A 14,778-nucleotide genomic window follows, 5' to 3' on the forward strand; every position below is an offset into this window, starting at 1 on the left:
AGACACCATGGGATTCCTGCAAGGCAAGCGCGCGCTGGTCACCGGCATCGCCAGCCAGCGTTCGATCGCCACCGGCATCGCCGACGCCTTCCATCGCGAGGGCGCCGAGCTGGCGCTGACCTACCAGAACGAGAAGCTCAAGTCGCGCGTGGAGGACGCCGCCGCCGGCTACGGGAGCAAGATCGTGCTGCCGCTGGACGTGGCCGACGACGGCCAGATCGACGCCTGCTTCGCCGAGCTGGGCAAGCACTGGAGCGACGGTTTCGACATCCTCGTCCACTGCATCGCCTTCGCCCCGCGCGAGGCCATCGAGGGCGACTTCCTCGACGGCATCACCCGCGAGCGCTACCACATCGCCCACGACATCAGCGCCTACTCGCTGGCCGCGCTGGGCAAGGCCGCGCGCCCGCTGATGAAGGGCCGCAACGGCAGCATCCTCACCCTCTCCTACCTCGGCGCCGAGCGCGCGCTGGCCAACTACAACACGATGGGCGTGGCCAAGGCCTCGCTGGAAGCCACCGTGCGCTACATGGCGATGGCGCTGGGCCCGGAGGGCACGCGCGTGAACGCGATCTCCGCCGGCCCGATCCGCACCCTGGCTGCCAGCGGCGTCGCCAACTTCCGAAAGATGCTCAGCCAGTTCGAGGCGGTGGCGCCGCTGCGCCGCGCCGTGACCATCGAGGACGTCGGCAACACCGCCGCGTTCCTGTGCTCCGACCTCGCCCACGGCATCACCGGCGAAGTCACCTACGTCGATGCCGGCTACAACATCATGGGCATGAGCGGGATCGAATAAGCCCGCCTCGCCGGGTCCGGACACGAAGACGCCCGGCAGTGCCGGGCGTCTTGCGTTGGGCGGTGCCGCAGGTCACAGGCGGTCTTCGGCGACCTCGATCCGGTAGCGGGCGCGCTCGCCGCCCACGTAGGCCTTCTGGGCTTCCAGGCCGACCGACATCGACATCTGTTCGCGGAGTTGTTCGCGCTGCTCCGGGGTCACCTGCGACGCGTCGCCGTCGTGCACCCCTCGGACCTCGAAGACCACGTAGCGCCCGCCCACGGCCGCCTTGCCGAATTCGGCGAGGTTGTTCGCAGGCCGGGGGGCGTCGAAGAAGGCGTCCACAAGCACGCGCGGCGGGAAGGCCGCGGAACGCTCCAGTCCATCGAACTGCGCCGTCGCCAGTTTGGCGTCGTTCGCCGCAGCCGCCAGCCCCTTCGCCTTGGCCGCCTTGAGCAGCGCGTCGGCCGCGGCCTCCGCAGCCTTGTGCTGCCGGTCCGCGCGGATCGCGGCCACCACGGCATTCGAGACCGCGGAAAGCGGCAAGGCCGCCTCGGGCTCGTGCTCGAGCACGCGGATCATCACCATCCGGTTCGGCCCCAGTTCGATCGGATCGCTGGCCGTGCCATCCTGCACGAGGCTGTCGGAGAATGCCGCACGCACCACCTTCGGATCCGCCGCGATGCCCTGCCCACCGGCGCGGGAGAACGGGGCAGTCGCCTGGACGGTCAGCCCAAGCGCAGCCGCCGCCGGGGCGAGCGAGGTGGGGTTCTTGTACACCGCATCCACAAGCTTGCCGCTCAGGTCGTTGAAGGCGCGGTCTTTGCCGGTTTCCGCAAGCTCGGCCTCGAGCTGGGCACGCACGGATTCGAAGGGTTGCTGGCTGCCGGCTCGGATCTGGTTCACCTTGATGATGTGCCAGCCGAAATCGCTCTTCACCGGCCCCCGCACTTCACCTTGCTGCATCGCGAACGCAGCATCCCCGACGGGACCGGGCAGGCTGGCCTTGGCCAGCCAGCCCAGGTCGCCACCCTTCGCCTTGGAGCCGGTGTCGTCGCTGTTGGCCCGGGCGATCGCGGCGAAGTCCGCGCCGGTGGCGCGGGCTTCGGCTGCGAGCTTGTTCGCGCGCGCCTCGGCCGCCTTCTTGGCGGCGTCGGATGCGTCAGCGGCCACCTGCACCAGGACATGTGCGACTTCGCGTTGCTCGGCGGAGGAGAACTTGGCGACCTGCTCGTCGTAACGCCTGCGCAACGCGGCTTCGTCGACGACCGGCGGCGGCAGCGTGGCGCCGTCGAGTTCGATGTACTCCAGGCGCACGGTCTCGGGCCGGCGGTAGTCGCGCGCATGCGACTTGTACCAGGCCTGGATTTCCGCGCTGGACACGGGCGCCGTGTCCACCGGCGCGGGCGGCATCTCGACGAAGGACACGTCACGCCGCTCGCCCAGCAGGCGCACGATGCGATCGAGCTCGGAACCGGTCACGAACGAGGACTGCGTCAGGCGGCTGGGAATCAACCCGAACTGGAGGTTGTCGCGCACCCGGGCTTCGAATTGCAGCGGCGTCAACGGCGGCGACTGCGACCCAAGCAGCATCTGGTAGCGATCCGCGTTGAAGCGGCCATCGACCTGGAAGTCAGGGATCTTCTGGATCTCCGCGCGCACTTCCGCGTCGCTGACCAGGATGCCCGCGCCCTCTGCGGCAAGGCGCATCACCTGTTCGTCGATCATGTCGTCGAGCAGCTTGCGCTTGTTATCGACGGATTCGAACGCCTTGGCGTCGAACTTGTCGCCCTGCTCGTCGCGCGCACGCGCGCGCGCCACTTCGAGGCGCCGACGGAACTCGTCGGCATCGATGTCGTGGTGGGTGTGCAGCAGGCTGAGCGGCCACACGTCCGGGGCCGAGGGCCACCACGACGGCGCCTGGCTGATGCGCGCCACGTAGGTCTCCACGCGCTGCGACATGTAGGACTCGACGCCGAAGAAGGCGAACGGGATCGCCATCAGCACCAGGATCGCGGAGGCGATCTTGCCGGAGGTCTTTTCGCGGAGTTTCTGCAGCATGGGCGGCTTCGATGAGGCGTAGCAGCGTAGTTTACCCTGCCCGCGCCGACCCGTCCGGCGAACGCCCGGGCAAAAAAGAAGGCGCCGTTTCCGGCGCCTGCTTGGGTACTCGATGGCGGAGTGGACGGGAGTGTCCCACTGAATGCCGGAAACGCAATGGCTGTAAGCCTTTCCCCGCTTGGGCGCTCGCCGGAGTGTGTCCCAGTGAGTGTCCCAAACAGTGTCCCACGCAACACGAACCCAACTCAACACCTCCCAGGCCTTGCCCTGAGCCGATCCCGCCGCAGACTGGGAACGGCTTCCCACATTGCCGGCAGGTGGCCGGCAATGTGGCCTCTCGAAGTCCTGGCGCGTAGCGGCAGGACGCAGGGAGGCGGCCCGGCCCGTTACCGCGCCAGCGGTAACGGGGGAAGCGGGAGCGACCAGGGCCACGGCCAGCGCGCCAGCGATGGCCGCAGGGCCACAGGCGGGAGCCTGGGGCCTGTCGTCGCGCTGACGCGCGACGACGCGGGACGGCTTCGCCGTCCCGGTGGGTTTGGGATGGGGAGGAGATGAAGGGCAAGAGCGCGACCACCACCGAAACGACACAACCCAGCCCAGGCGATGGGCTGCCCGACGGACTGCGGGCGCGCTATGCCGACACCCTGGGCGAGGCACACGCCCGCGCGAAGGCCGAAGGGCTGCGGCTGCGCGTACCGGCGGGCGTGGCCCAGGATCGCGCCATCCGCGCCGTCCTGGACGTGGCCAGCAGCAGCGGGGCGAACCCTTCGGCGGCCACCGTGGCCGCGTACAGGCGCGACCATGCGCGACTGTGGGCCGCAGGTGCCACGCCGCTGGACCACGCCAGCACGCGCGCCCACTTCGACCGCCTGCGGAGCGCGTGCCGATGGGTGGAGGCCGAGGAAATCAGGCGACTGCGTGCCCTGGCCGAGGACGCACGGAAAGCCAGAGACCTGGACGCCATGCGGGCCTATACGCTCGCGGCCTTCGAGCGGGCCACGGTCTATCGCTCGTTGTTCCTGGACAGCGACCGGCCCACCTGGGCGCACAAGGCGCAGGCCATGCGCACGGCGGGCCTGCGTCCAGTCAACAAGAGCAAGCGAGGGGCAGGACGGCGGGCGCTGTCGCCGGATCGCGTCCTTGTCGCCCTGGGCCAGCAGCCTGGACGCTGCGCCAGGGTGGAAGCCATGGCCATGGTGTTCGCGCTGTTCGGTATTCGTCCTGCCGAACTGGTGCGGGGTGTCGTCCTGGACAACACCGCCCAGGGGCTGCGCCTGGGCGTGGCTGGGGCGAAGGTGGACGCCGTGCGCGGCCAGCCGTTGCGGGTGCTCGAAGTGGAACCAACGCAGCGAGGCCAGTCCGTCCTAGCGGTGGCCTTCCTGCGGGCGCATGTGGAGGCGCACGGCGGCGAGATAACCGCCACGCCGGCCGATGTGGTGGCGGTACGCCGCGCCTTGCGCCAGGCCCAGCCTGGGCTAAGTCCATACGCGTACAGGCACGCCAGGGCGAGCGACGCGAAAGCCAGCCAGGGCCGCGCAGGCGCTGCGGCCTGGCTCGGCCACTCGAACGACAAGACCCAGCAGGGCTATGGCAACGCACGAAGCGCCAGGGGCGCGGTAACGATCAAGGCCGCCCAGGCCTCGCGCCCAGTGCGAAGGACCAAAACCCTGCCGCTGACACTGGCAGAGCGCTTCGCCCAGGTGGCGGCGCGCTTGGCGGCGCGGAGTTCTTCGCAATCTGCACCTAATGCATCGCCACCCAGGCGGCGGCTGCCTCGGCCCGGTTGGTAATCAGCGGCGCGGGCCACGCCGTTTCGGCCTGGGGCGTAACGCGATGAACGGATCGCCGTCGCCGCTGCTGTCCCACCAGCCTTCTTCCTCGCCCTTCGCCTTGTTGAACTCCTTGACGTTGACCCGCGTGCGGCGACGCTTCGGCGGCGGTATGAACTCGTCCCCCTCTGCTGGCGGTTGTGGCTTTGGTTTCGTGAGTGCGTTCGCCATCTGTTCCAGTAACGCGCGAACGACCGCGTTGGTGGCTTTCGTGTTGTCGGGCATGGTCGTACTCGGGGCGGGAGTGCGTTACCTAGCAGACCAGGCCGAAGGCGCAAGCGCGGAGCGCTTGCCAGGCCCCCGCCTTTCCCAATCGTCGGGGGTGCGGGGGCAACGCCCCCGCTGCGGATGGAGACAATGTATCCAGGCCGGGAGCGCTGCCCAGGCTCCCGGGGCTTTTGCTTTCTAACCCGCGTAGCGGGGACCAGGGCCGCGTCTGCGGCCCCTTGCTCTTAGCGCTCCAAAGCCTGAAAAGCTCTTAGCCTCCTGCGCCGTTACCTGTGCGGCTTCAATGGGTTGCGGCGCATTCGCTCGCACCCGCCAACCGGTTGCCCTCGCACACGCCAACCGGTTTATCACATGGACTAACCCCAACCATCGCACACGCCCACCGGCCCGGGCTGGACACCGCGCCAGCAGCGGGTACAAGCGCAACCCCTCCGCCGACTGCCTAGCCCATGTCCTTGATCGCCCGCGTCCCCTTCGCATTCGCTCGCTCCGCCTTGTTCACACCCCAGTTCTCCCGCCCATGCACGGTGGCGCAGCCCATGCATGCAATCACTGCCGCTACGGACTACCGGATCACGCTGCGCCAGTCCGGCCCTTGCCTGACCCAGGCCCATGCGTCGGCGTGGCAAGTGGCAACCACGCTGGCCGCCAAGTCCTCGCGTGATGAAGTGCGATTGATCGACGCACTCCGCGCGCTCGGCCTGGCCTCGGTCCAGACTGCCGCCAAGCGCCGCCTTCTCGCTCTGTTCGATGACCTGGCCGCCAGCCGGGTGGAGATCGACACGCGCCGCCAGGATTACCGGGGGCCGCTGCTGGCCTTTCGCAAACTGCCCAGGGGGCGGGTGTCGCTGAACTGGCCGCCGGGTATGCGTGAACTGCTGGAAGATGAGGCCGTGTACCTGCCTCTGTATGGGCGCGCAACCCTGGGCGCGTACCCGTTGGCCACCTGGTTACATGACTACATCGCCACCCATCGCCGGGCGTATGAAATCGAACTAGAAACGCTGCGCGAACTGTGCGGGTCCAGCCTGACCGCCCATCACTTCAAGCCACGCCTACGGCGCGCCCTGGATCAGGTCCAGGCGTCGGCCTCGTTCTTCACCCGGTACGAGATCGCGCATGGCGTCCTGACGCTCCACAAGGAGCCCACGCGCGTGCTGCTGTTGGACCCGAAGGCCAAGGCGTCCAAGTCGGCGCAAACGCGCCACCTGGACGCCATCCAACGGGCCGCCGCGCAACGGGCTCGCGTCGCGCTGTAAGAGGCAGCGCACAAAAGCAAAGCGCCCCTCTCGGGGCGCTTTGCTTGAAGCTAGTTATCGGTCTGGTCTTTCGGCGCAAGCGCCTATCCTGCTCGTAGGGCTAGGGGTAGCTGGGCTACCGACATCGCCACCCCCTTTCGGGTTCCGGTTAGTGGCGACGCGGGCATTACCCCATACCACCATTCCAATGTCAAGCCAACTAGACCTCGAAACTGAATGGACCTCCGCTAGCCTATGTGAGGGGGATAACCTCACCTCTCTCCCTTCTATCCAGCACGTAGCCCATCTTCCGGAGTTTTGCCCTAGTTGGCAGGCCACTGAGGCCCCATTGGTTGACCGAGTATGCGGAGACCAGGTGACATTTCAGTTCATTCGTGGTGCCAGGAGGCTTTTGGAACGTGAAGAACATCGCGTAGTTGGCGATATCAAAGACAAAGAACATCTGGCCGGAACCCTTTGCGATAAAGGGGCGCACGTATCCGGCGGCCATCTGGTTTTGAATGAATGGCGGCGCTTGATGACTATCTACATACCGTTGAGGACAGAAAAACCGCGTCTCCGGGCCACGTGTCATCCGCAACCCGTTGCCCTTCTCATCGGTGAACACGTGCCAACCAAACGTGACATGTAGGTCAATCTGGCGGCTACCCACCTGGACACCGGTTGTAAACGGGTGAAGGTGAGCCATCGAATAGGTCTGTCCGCTGCTGACGATATCGCGCCACTTCATCTACTAGCTTCCCTTCCTTCGATTGGCCCGCGCCTGGTTCAACTCGAACAGGCGGCGCAGGATTTCATCCTCTGTCAGCGGCCATTCCCAGCCATACGCAGCGGCGACGGCTTCATCCAGGGAACGATGGAGCATATCCAGCCAGGCGGGGCGCTCGTTGTAGAGGTTGGTGAGCGTGCGTTTCTTCAACGTGGCTTCGTGTCCTGGCTTGGCAACCGGGCGCGCCGGGAACCCTGCGGCTTGCTCCTCCGGCGTGCGCTCCCAGTCCACCCATTCCGGCGGGTTCAACCAGCGGTCGCGGGCTTCCACAAGCGCCCGCGACGCATCCGCAATGGCCACGGCGTGCAGATTGTCCGCGTAGTCCTTGGCGGGAATGTCAGGCGTCAGCCCTGCCGGAAATGGGAAAGTCTCGAAACAGGTTGTTGGCGTGTAGCGCGGATCATTGCCGACGCCGAGCCAGGTACACATCCGCAATGACCATAGTTCATGGATACGCGAATGAAGAATGCCGAGCGTCGTATCGTCATCCCGCGCAAAAACAATCAAGGCATGGTCGGCCAAGATTTTGGCGTCTACCCATGCGAACAGGCGATGTTTAGAAACCACTACGGTGGCGATGTAGCGTTCAAGACCAACAAGCGCCGAGCGCATTGCGGGGATTGGGCGGGCCATCAGCCAATAAGACTTGTACTTCGTTTCCTTCGTACTTTCTGCGCGCTTCGATTGAACGGCATTTCTCACATGAGAAAACGGGGTCTCATAGAGCGCGGCTGTTGCTTCATCCATGCCAATGCCGTAGTCAATGATCCATGTGTCTGACGGCCTACGCGTCAAATCAATGCCGTTCGTCCACGGCTTTACAACCTCAGCGTTCGGCCGCCCGTTTGGATTCGGCAGTTTCAACCACTCGCGCGCGGTCGCGCCTGGAATGTCGAACGGCCCCGCCTTCACGGTGGCGACGAATGCGGCCCCTGCGTTCTCCGGCAACTTGGCGGCGCTGGTCAGGTCAACGCCGCCGCCTGCGCCATCGCTGGCCGTCAGGTCGGCGAATATCTCGGCCACCGGCTGGCCGTCGAGTTGCGCGCCCTGGGTGCTGCTTCCATAGCAGACCAGAGACACGCGCACGGCTGCGCCTTCATTCGTCCACGGCTCATCGCTCCACGCCTCAAAAATGCGCGTGGCTTCCGTTGCGTGCTTCAAGACTTCGCGGTTAGCGCCGCCGCGAATGCTGTTGGTGGCGACAAGCCCAACGCGTTGCGTCTTGCCTGCTTTGATCGCGTCGGTGGACTTCTCGAACCAGTAGCACACCAGGTCAGCGAACCCAGGCACGCGCCCGCTGTACAGCGCCCGCATGTGGTCGGTGTATTCGCGGCCCAACTCGCCCCATTGCTTCTTGGTGCCCAGAAATGGCGGGTTGCCTACGATCACGTCCGCCGCCGGCCAGGCGGCTTCCGTCCCATCCGGGTTCATCAAGGCATCCCGGTTCTCAATCCCGCCCAGGGCTTGAAGGATCGGGTTACGGCGCACGCCATAGCCGTTCTGGATCATCCACTGGATTTCACCGATCCAGACGGTCAGCCGCGCCAGGTCGGCGGCGTACTCGTTCAACTCAATGCCCAGGACATTGGCCGGGCTAACGCTGGGCGCTTGCCTGCCCAGGCCCAGGGCTTCGCCCTCCCACAGGACGCGCGCCTCTAAGCCCTTCAATGCGCGCAGGGCCAGAAACAGGAAGTTGCCCGAGCCGCAGGCCGGATCAAGCACGCGGAACGCGCGCAGGCGTTCCAGGAACGCATTGAACCGCTGCTGTGCCGCCTTCGGTATGCCCTTGGTCTTGGCCTTGTCCAGGGTGGCGGCAATGGCCTCCTTCTCGGTGTCCCACTCGGCCAGGAGCGGATCCACCACCACCGGCCCGACGATCTTCATGATCGTGTCGGGGTCGGTGTAGTGCGCGCCCAACTGGCTGCGCTTGCTCGGGTCTAGGCCACGCTCAAACAGCGTGCCGAAAATGCTCGGGTCGATCTCCGCCCAGTCCAGGCGCGCCGCCGCGTCTAGTGTCGCCAGTTCTGGCGCTTCCAGGCGCAAGGTGCTGGCGTCCTCGAACAGGCCGCCGTTGAAGTGTTCGATTTCGGTCAGGGCGAAATCGCCGCCGTCCTTCATCGCCGCGAACAGCGCGGCGGCGCGTGCCTCGAACTGGTCGGGCTTGTCCTGCACGCTGCGCACCAACTTGGAAAAAATGTGGTCGGGCAGCAGGCCGATATCCTCGGCGAACATACAGAACAGCAGGCGGTTGAGGAAATGCGCCACCGCGTGCGGTTCGTGGCCGCGCTTGCGCAGCGCGTCGGCCAGGGTGGCGAACTTCGCCGCCGCTTCCTTCGTAATGTCGGCGCGGCTGGTGCCTGGGCGCAGTTGTTGCGGATCGTTGAACGCGGCGGCCAGCAGGCGGCGCGTGTCGTGGTTGGCCAGGTCTTCCACCGTGAAGCGGTGGACCTGCTTCACCGCGTTGGTGAAGTTGGTGTGTATCTCGAACCGTTGGAGGTCGCTGACGATCAACAGCGGCGGGTTTTCCAGCGCGTCGGCGTACATCTTCAACTGCGCATAGGCCCGGGCCAGGTCCTTGCCGGTGCCCTTGGCCTCGAACCCGAAAAATCCGCGCTTCCAGGCGTCCGCCCAGCCTTCGCCGCCGGTGGTCTTGCTCGCGCCGTACTCGTAGGTGAACCAGGTATGTTCCGGGTCGGCCTCGCGCGGCGTCGGGTGGTTCATCAACCGGCACAGGTCGTCAAAGAACGACTGGAAGTCCCGGCGCTCGTCGCCGCCGTTGCGCCATTTGGCGATGAAGTCCTGTGGTGTCATCGGCTCCTGGCCGTTCGCGTCCCCTGGTGGCCTCGATTATGCCCGGCTGGCGTCATGCCTCGTCGTTGTCCAGGCCTTCCAGCAGCAGGGGCCGCAGCGCCGTAATGTCGATTACGCCTCTATCTGCCCAGTTCAGGTGCGGATGACACACCTCGGCAAGGGCCGCCAGCGTTTCCACATCGTAGGCCGTGCCGTGCGGGGTGTCCTTGACCGATTTGCGCTCGGTCTTGTCGTGGCCGACATATTCCTCGCGCCAGGACTGGCCCACCTTGGCCGCCTTCAAGGCGCCGATGGTGGTATCGCGGAATGAATGGAGGCCGAGCATGCCGGTGCGCGGCTTGACCTTCAACGCTTCGAGGTAGCGCGTAAACACGCGCTGGGGCGCAGCCGATGGCCCGTTGCGGGCGTCCATGTTCAAGCCTGGGAACAGTTGCGTTTGCTCATCCTCTCGCAAGGCATCCACGCGCTCCAACAGGCCCAGGGCGATTAGGTCAGGGTGGATCGGCGTCTTACGCGCACTAGACCTAGTTTTCAGGGTCTTGAACTCGCCCAACAGGTTGAAGTCCAGCACGGGCACGCCTTCCACCGCGTCCGGCCCAACATCAAGCAACTCCAACAGTGCCAACTCCTTGGCCCTTGCCCCCGTGTACAAGGCGAGCACGGCCATCCACCGGTTGCGCGTGCCTTTCATGCGCACGAAGTTGGCCGGATCGAACAACTGGCGCAGTTGCGGCAGAGTGAACGCTTGATAGCCGTTCCGCTGACTGGCCTCGCTCTTCTCCGCTTTGGTTTGCGATACATGTCCGTCTGCGGGGTTGGCCAACTCCTTCGGGTAGTGCTTTGCCTTGACAGCCCATGCGAAAAAATCGCGCAGCCATGCCTGCTCATTGATCGCAGTGGACGTGTCGATTTTCAGCAGCCGCCCCTGGACGTATTTCGATACCGTGGCCCAGTCAATCGTATGAACCAGCGTCCTGGGACCCGCGCTGGCGGTGAACAGGTCGATGGTTCTGCGGTGCGCCCGCAGGTTCTTCCCCTGGTTCGGTTTGTCGAACTTGATCGCGATGGTCTTCATCCAGTCATCGGCGGCGGCTTTCAGGCTCTTGGGCTTGATCCCCTGTGGCGTGCCCTTCGGGAGCATGTCGGTGACATCGGGCAAGGCAGCCGCCGGCGCAGGCGCGGGCGCCACCGCAACCGCCACGGCTCCGGATGGAGGCGGCAGGCTTTCCAAGTGCTGCGAAGCGGCGAACTGGCGCCGCAGGTCCGCGTCCGGGTCGTCGGTGTCCTTGCCTTCCAGGCGTCGCCCGTAGGCGTCGGTCACGCTCCAATCTTTCTGCGTGCGCCCATCAGTGAGGCCCAGGGCGTCGGCCAGTTCATCATCCGGGGAGGCATCACGGCTCGACGATTGGGCGGGCTTCGCCTCGGTGCCGTCGTCTGGCAGGACGCGCCCGATCTCGTCGATCTCGCTCGCAGTCTTGCCGGTGATCCGGCGCAGTTGTGCGTCGTTGATTTTCATGGCGTGCCCCCTCGCTGCCTCCTGGAAGGCTACCTGATAGCGACGCGCGAGCGTCAACGCCCAGGCCTGGGCGATGGCGGGGTCGTGCGTGTGTAGGGCGTGCTTGATGACGGTGCGCCCGAACACGGGCCGCAACCGCAGGGGCACGACGAAACGGAAGGCGTAGCCGCCAGGGCGGCGGATCAGGTAATGGGGCAGGCGCATGGGTGTGTGTCCCAGCGAGTGTCCCAAGGGGGATTTTCCGACCCAACAAAAAACCCCGGAAAATCCGGGGTTTTTGCATAACTGGCGGAGTGGACGGGACTCGAACCCGCGACCTCCGGCGTGACAGGCCAGCATTCTAACCGACTGAACTACCACTCCGCTGAGAACGAGAATTGTAACGGGCATCTTCGATGCCTGCAATACTTTTTCGTGGTGGGCGCTGAGGGGATCGAACCCCCGACCCGCTCCTTGTAAGGGAGCCGCTCTACCGCTGAGCTAAGCGCCCGGGCCGCGCATTATCGCAAGTTGCACGACGCGCTGGAACCTGTGGCAGCCGTGCGCCAAACGAAAAAGCCCGGCTTGCGCCGGGCTTCGTCGTTCCGCATCGCGCCAGGATCAGTTCACCGCATCCTTCAGGGCCTTGCCGGCCTTGAACGCCGGGTTCTTGGAGGCCTTGATCTTGATGGTGTCGCCGGTGCGCGGGTTGCGGCCGGTGCGGGCGCCGCGCTTGCGGACCGAGAAGGTGCCGAAGCCGACCAGGGTCACGGTGTCGCCCTTCTTCAGGGCCTTGGTGATGGCGGCGACCATCGCGTCGACCGCGCGGCCTGCGTCGGCCTTGGTCAGTTCGGCGTTGTCGGCGATGGAATCGATGAATTCGGCTTTGTTCATTGGACTGATGGCTCCCTTTGGGAATGTGGCGCTTGGATGTTCGTTGACCGGAACCGGCGGCGCTCCCCTGCCGCGGGTCCGTGGCTGCCGTGGCGCGATGCGCCGCGGTTGCCAACCTTATACCAGCAGGATTTTTGGCACGCAACACGGAAACCCAATGCTGGCGCGGGTTTCAGCGCATCGCCGACGAACGGGCTGCGACAAACGCATCAATGCTTGACATCCGGACGCGCGCCGCCTTCCGGCTTCGGGGTCGCCGGGGTTTCCACCGCCCCCGCGGCCTGCCGATTCGGCAACGGCCGCTCCAGCGCGAGGTCGAGCACTTCGTCGATCCACTTCACCGGGACGATCTTCATGCCCTTGGTGACGTTCGCCGGGATGTCCGCGAGATCCTTGCGGTTCTCGTCCGGGATGATCACCGTCTTGATGCCGCCGCGCAGCGCGGCGAGCAGCTTCTCCTTGAGCCCGCCGATCGCGCTCACGCGGCCGCGCAGCGTGATCTCGCCGGTCATCGCCACGTCGTGGCGCACGGGGATCCGGGTCAGCATGGACACCAACGCGGTCGCCATCGCGATGCCCGCACTGGGGCCGTCCTTCGGTGTCGCGCCATCCGGCACGTGCACATGGACGTCCTGCTTCTGCAGGAAGTCGAGGTCGATGCCGAGCCGCTCGGTGCGCGCGCGCACCACGCTCAGCGCCGCCGACGCGGATTCCTTCATCACGTCACCCAGCTGCCCGGTGAGGATCAACGACCCCTTGCCCGGCACCAGCGTGGATTCGATCTGCAGCAGGTCGCCGCCGACTTCCGTCCACGCGAGCCCGGTCACCAGCCCGACCTCGTTCTCCGCCTCGGCGCGGCCGAAGTCGAAGCGCTGCACGCCGAGGTACTTGTCGAGGGTCTTGTTGGTGACGACGACCGTCTTCGCCTTCGTGCCCTTCGGTTGCGGCCCCTTCAGCGCGATCTCCTTCACCACCTTGCGCGCGACCTTGGCGATCTCGCGCTCGAGGTTGCGCACGCCGGATTCGCGCGTGTAGTAGCGCACCATGTCGACGATCGCGCTCTCGGCGATCTTCAGCTCGCCCTCGCGCAGGCCGTTGGCCTTGAGCTGCTTGGGCACCAGGTAGCGCATCGCGATGTTGAGCTTCTCGTCCTCGGTGTAGCCCGGGATGCGGATCACCTCCATGCGGTCCAGCAGCGGGCCGGGGATGTTCAGCGAGTTCGAGGTCGCCACGAACATCACCTCCGACAGGTCGAGGTCGACCTCCAGGTAATGGTCGTTGAAGGTGTGGTTCTGCTCCGGGTCCAGCACCTCCAGCAGCGCCGAGGACGGGTCGCCGCGGAAGTCCATCGACATCTTGTCGATCTCGTCGAGGACGAACAGCGGGTTCCTGGTGCCGACCTTGTTGAGGTTCTGCACGATGCGCCCCGGCATCGAGCCGACGTAGGTGCGGCGATGGCCGCGGATCTCGGCCTCGTCGCGCACGCCGCCCAGCGCCATGCGCACGAACTTGCGGTTGGTGGCCTTGGCGATGCTCTGCCCGAGCGACGTCTTGCCGACGCCGGGCGGGCCGACCAGGCACAGGATCGGGCCCTTCATCTTGGAGACGCGCGACTGCACCGCGAGGTATTCGAGGATGCGGTCCTTGACCTTTTCCAGGCCGTAGTGGTCGGCATCGAGGGTTTCCTGCGCGACCTTGAGGTCCTTGCGCACCTTGCTGCGCTTCTTCCACGGCACGCCGAGCAGCCAGTCGAGGTAGTTGCGCACCACACCGGCCTCGGCGGACATCGGCGACATCTGCTTGAGCTTGGCGAACTCGGCCTTGGCCTTCGCCTCGACCGCCTTCGGCATCCCGGCATTGGCGATCCGGCGGGCCAGTTCCTCGACGTCGTTCGGCGCGTCGTCCAGCTCGCCGAGCTCCTTCTGGATCGCCTTCATCTGCTCGTTGAGGTAGTACTCGCGTTGGCTCTTCTCCATCTGCGACTTCACCCGGCCGCGGATGCGCTTCTCCATCTGCTGCACGTCGATCTCGCCGTCCACGAGCCCGACCAGCAGTTCCAGCCGCTCCGCGGTATCCAGCGTCTCCAGCAGCTTCTGCTTGTCTGCCAGGCGCACGCCGAGGTGCGCGGCGATGGTGTCGGCCAGGCGCGCCGGGTCGTCGATGCCGGCCAGGGTCTGCAGCAGTTCCGGCGGCAACTTGCGGTTGGTCTTGATGTACTGCTCGAACATCGACATCAGCGAGCGCGCGATGGCCTCGACCTCGCGGGCCTCGCGGTTGTCGAGCGACGCCACCACCTCGCCGGCGCCTGACAAGGCGCCATCCTGCTCGACGACCGAATCAACGCGCGCGCGCGACAGGCCCTCCACCAGCACCTTGATCGTGCCGTCGGGCAGCTTCAGCAATTGCAGCACCTGCGCGAGCGTGCCGATCGGATGCAGGTCGCCCGCGCCCGGGTCGTCGGTCTCGGCGGACTTCTGCGCGACCAGCAGGATCCGCTTGTCGCCTTCCATCGCCAGGTCCAGCGCGCGGATCGACTTGTCGCGCCCGACGAACAGCGGGATCACCATGTGCGGGAAGACCACCACGTCCCGAAGCGGCAGGACCGGCAAGGTCAGGCGTTCTGGGCGGGTGTCGGCGAGGTCGGTCATGCGGGCTCC

At 66.0% G+C, this 14,778-nt stretch carries 10 protein-coding genes and 2 tRNA genes; 3 read left to right on the forward strand and 9 right to left on the reverse strand.

Annotated features, from left to right (window positions below; all coding sequences use genetic code 11):
• The first annotated feature begins 7 nt into the window (after positions 1–7).
• Positions 8–796 carry an enoyl-ACP reductase FabI gene (locus tag ON759_RS04225; protein ID WP_271679122.1) on the forward strand — a complete coding sequence of 263 codons (789 nt, stop codon included), beginning with the start codon at positions 8–10 and terminating at the stop codon, positions 794–796.
• 72 nt (positions 797–868) lie between these two features.
• Here ON759_RS04225 and ON759_RS04230 read toward each other — a convergent pair whose 3' ends face one another.
• A complete protein-coding gene (locus ON759_RS04230) occupies positions 869–2,836 on the reverse strand; it encodes a SurA N-terminal domain-containing protein (RefSeq protein WP_271679123.1) in 1,968 nt (655 codons plus the stop codon).
• Positions 2,837–3,387: 551 nt separating this feature from the next.
• Here ON759_RS04230 and ON759_RS04235 point away from each other — a divergent pair.
• Positions 3,388–4,626: a hypothetical protein gene (locus tag ON759_RS04235; protein ID WP_271679124.1), complete on the forward strand. Its 1,239-nt coding sequence runs from the start codon at positions 3,388–3,390 to the stop codon at positions 4,624–4,626.
• Here ON759_RS04235 and ON759_RS04240 read toward each other — a convergent pair whose 3' ends face one another.
• A complete protein-coding gene (locus ON759_RS04240) occupies positions 4,627–4,890 on the reverse strand; it encodes a hypothetical protein (RefSeq protein WP_271679125.1) in 264 nt (87 codons plus the stop codon).
• A 452-nt stretch (positions 4,891–5,342) separates the two neighbouring features.
• Between ON759_RS04240 and ON759_RS04245 the strand changes: the two genes are divergently transcribed.
• Positions 5,343–6,152 (forward strand): hypothetical protein, encoded by an 810-nt coding sequence (locus ON759_RS04245; protein WP_271679126.1) that lies wholly within the window; start codon positions 5,343–5,345, stop codon positions 6,150–6,152.
• Positions 6,153–6,384: 232 nt separating this feature from the next.
• Here the strand turns inward: ON759_RS04245 and ON759_RS04250 are convergent, their stop codons facing one another.
• The 7 genes from ON759_RS04250 to lon form a co-directional block, all read right to left on the reverse strand.
• Positions 6,385–6,882 (reverse strand): hypothetical protein, encoded by a 498-nt coding sequence (locus tag ON759_RS04250; protein ID WP_271679127.1) that lies wholly within the window; start codon positions 6,880–6,882, stop codon positions 6,385–6,387.
• 3 nt (positions 6,883–6,885) lie between these two features.
• Entirely contained in the window at positions 6,886–9,732 is a 2,847-nt protein-coding gene (locus ON759_RS04255; RefSeq protein ID WP_271679128.1) for a class I SAM-dependent DNA methyltransferase, read from the reverse strand.
• Between the two features lie 52 nt (positions 9,733–9,784).
• Positions 9,785–11,452, reverse strand: a complete 1,668-nt coding sequence (locus tag ON759_RS04260; protein WP_271679129.1) for a DUF6538 domain-containing protein — start codon at positions 11,450–11,452, stop codon at positions 9,785–9,787.
• Between the two features lie 82 nt (positions 11,453–11,534).
• Positions 11,535–11,611, reverse strand: a tRNA-Asp gene (locus ON759_RS04265).
• Between the two features lie 52 nt (positions 11,612–11,663).
• A tRNA-Val gene (locus ON759_RS04270) sits at positions 11,664–11,738 on the reverse strand.
• A gap of 110 nt (positions 11,739–11,848) precedes the next feature.
• A complete protein-coding gene (locus ON759_RS04275) occupies positions 11,849–12,121 on the reverse strand; it encodes an HU family DNA-binding protein (protein WP_271679130.1) in 273 nt (90 codons plus the stop codon).
• A 209-nt stretch (positions 12,122–12,330) separates the two neighbouring features.
• A complete protein-coding gene (gene lon, locus ON759_RS04280) occupies positions 12,331–14,769 on the reverse strand; it encodes an endopeptidase La (RefSeq protein ID WP_271679131.1) in 2,439 nt (812 codons plus the stop codon).
• Positions 14,770–14,778: the final 9 nt, after the last annotated feature.

Source organism: Thermomonas mangrovi, from assembly GCF_028201335.1.
GTDB lineage: Bacteria > Pseudomonadota > Gammaproteobacteria > Xanthomonadales > Xanthomonadaceae > Thermomonas > Thermomonas mangrovi.

Coding starts and splice junctions, on each gene's coding strand:
- ON759_RS04225 (WP_271679122.1), top strand. CDS start 8: ATGGGATTCCTGCAAGGCAAGCGCGCGCTGGTCACCGGCATCGCCAGC.
- ON759_RS04230 (WP_271679123.1), bottom strand. CDS start 2,836: ATGCTGCAGAAACTCCGCGAAAAGACCTCCGGCAAGATCGCCTCCGCG.
- ON759_RS04235 (WP_271679124.1), top strand. CDS start 3,388: ATGAAGGGCAAGAGCGCGACCACCACCGAAACGACACAACCCAGCCCA.
- ON759_RS04240 (WP_271679125.1), bottom strand. CDS start 4,890: ATGCCCGACAACACGAAAGCCACCAACGCGGTCGTTCGCGCGTTACTG.
- ON759_RS04245 (WP_271679126.1), top strand. CDS start 5,343: ATGTCCTTGATCGCCCGCGTCCCCTTCGCATTCGCTCGCTCCGCCTTG.
- ON759_RS04250 (WP_271679127.1), bottom strand. CDS start 6,882: ATGAAGTGGCGCGATATCGTCAGCAGCGGACAGACCTATTCGATGGCT.
- ON759_RS04255 (WP_271679128.1), bottom strand. CDS start 9,732: ATGACACCACAGGACTTCATCGCCAAATGGCGCAACGGCGGCGACGAG.
- ON759_RS04260 (WP_271679129.1), bottom strand. CDS start 11,452: ATGCGCCTGCCCCATTACCTGATCCGCCGCCCTGGCGGCTACGCCTTC.
- ON759_RS04275 (WP_271679130.1), bottom strand. CDS start 12,121: ATGAACAAAGCCGAATTCATCGATTCCATCGCCGACAACGCCGAACTG.
- lon (WP_271679131.1), bottom strand. CDS start 14,769: ATGACCGACCTCGCCGACACCCGCCCAGAACGCCTGACCTTGCCGGTC.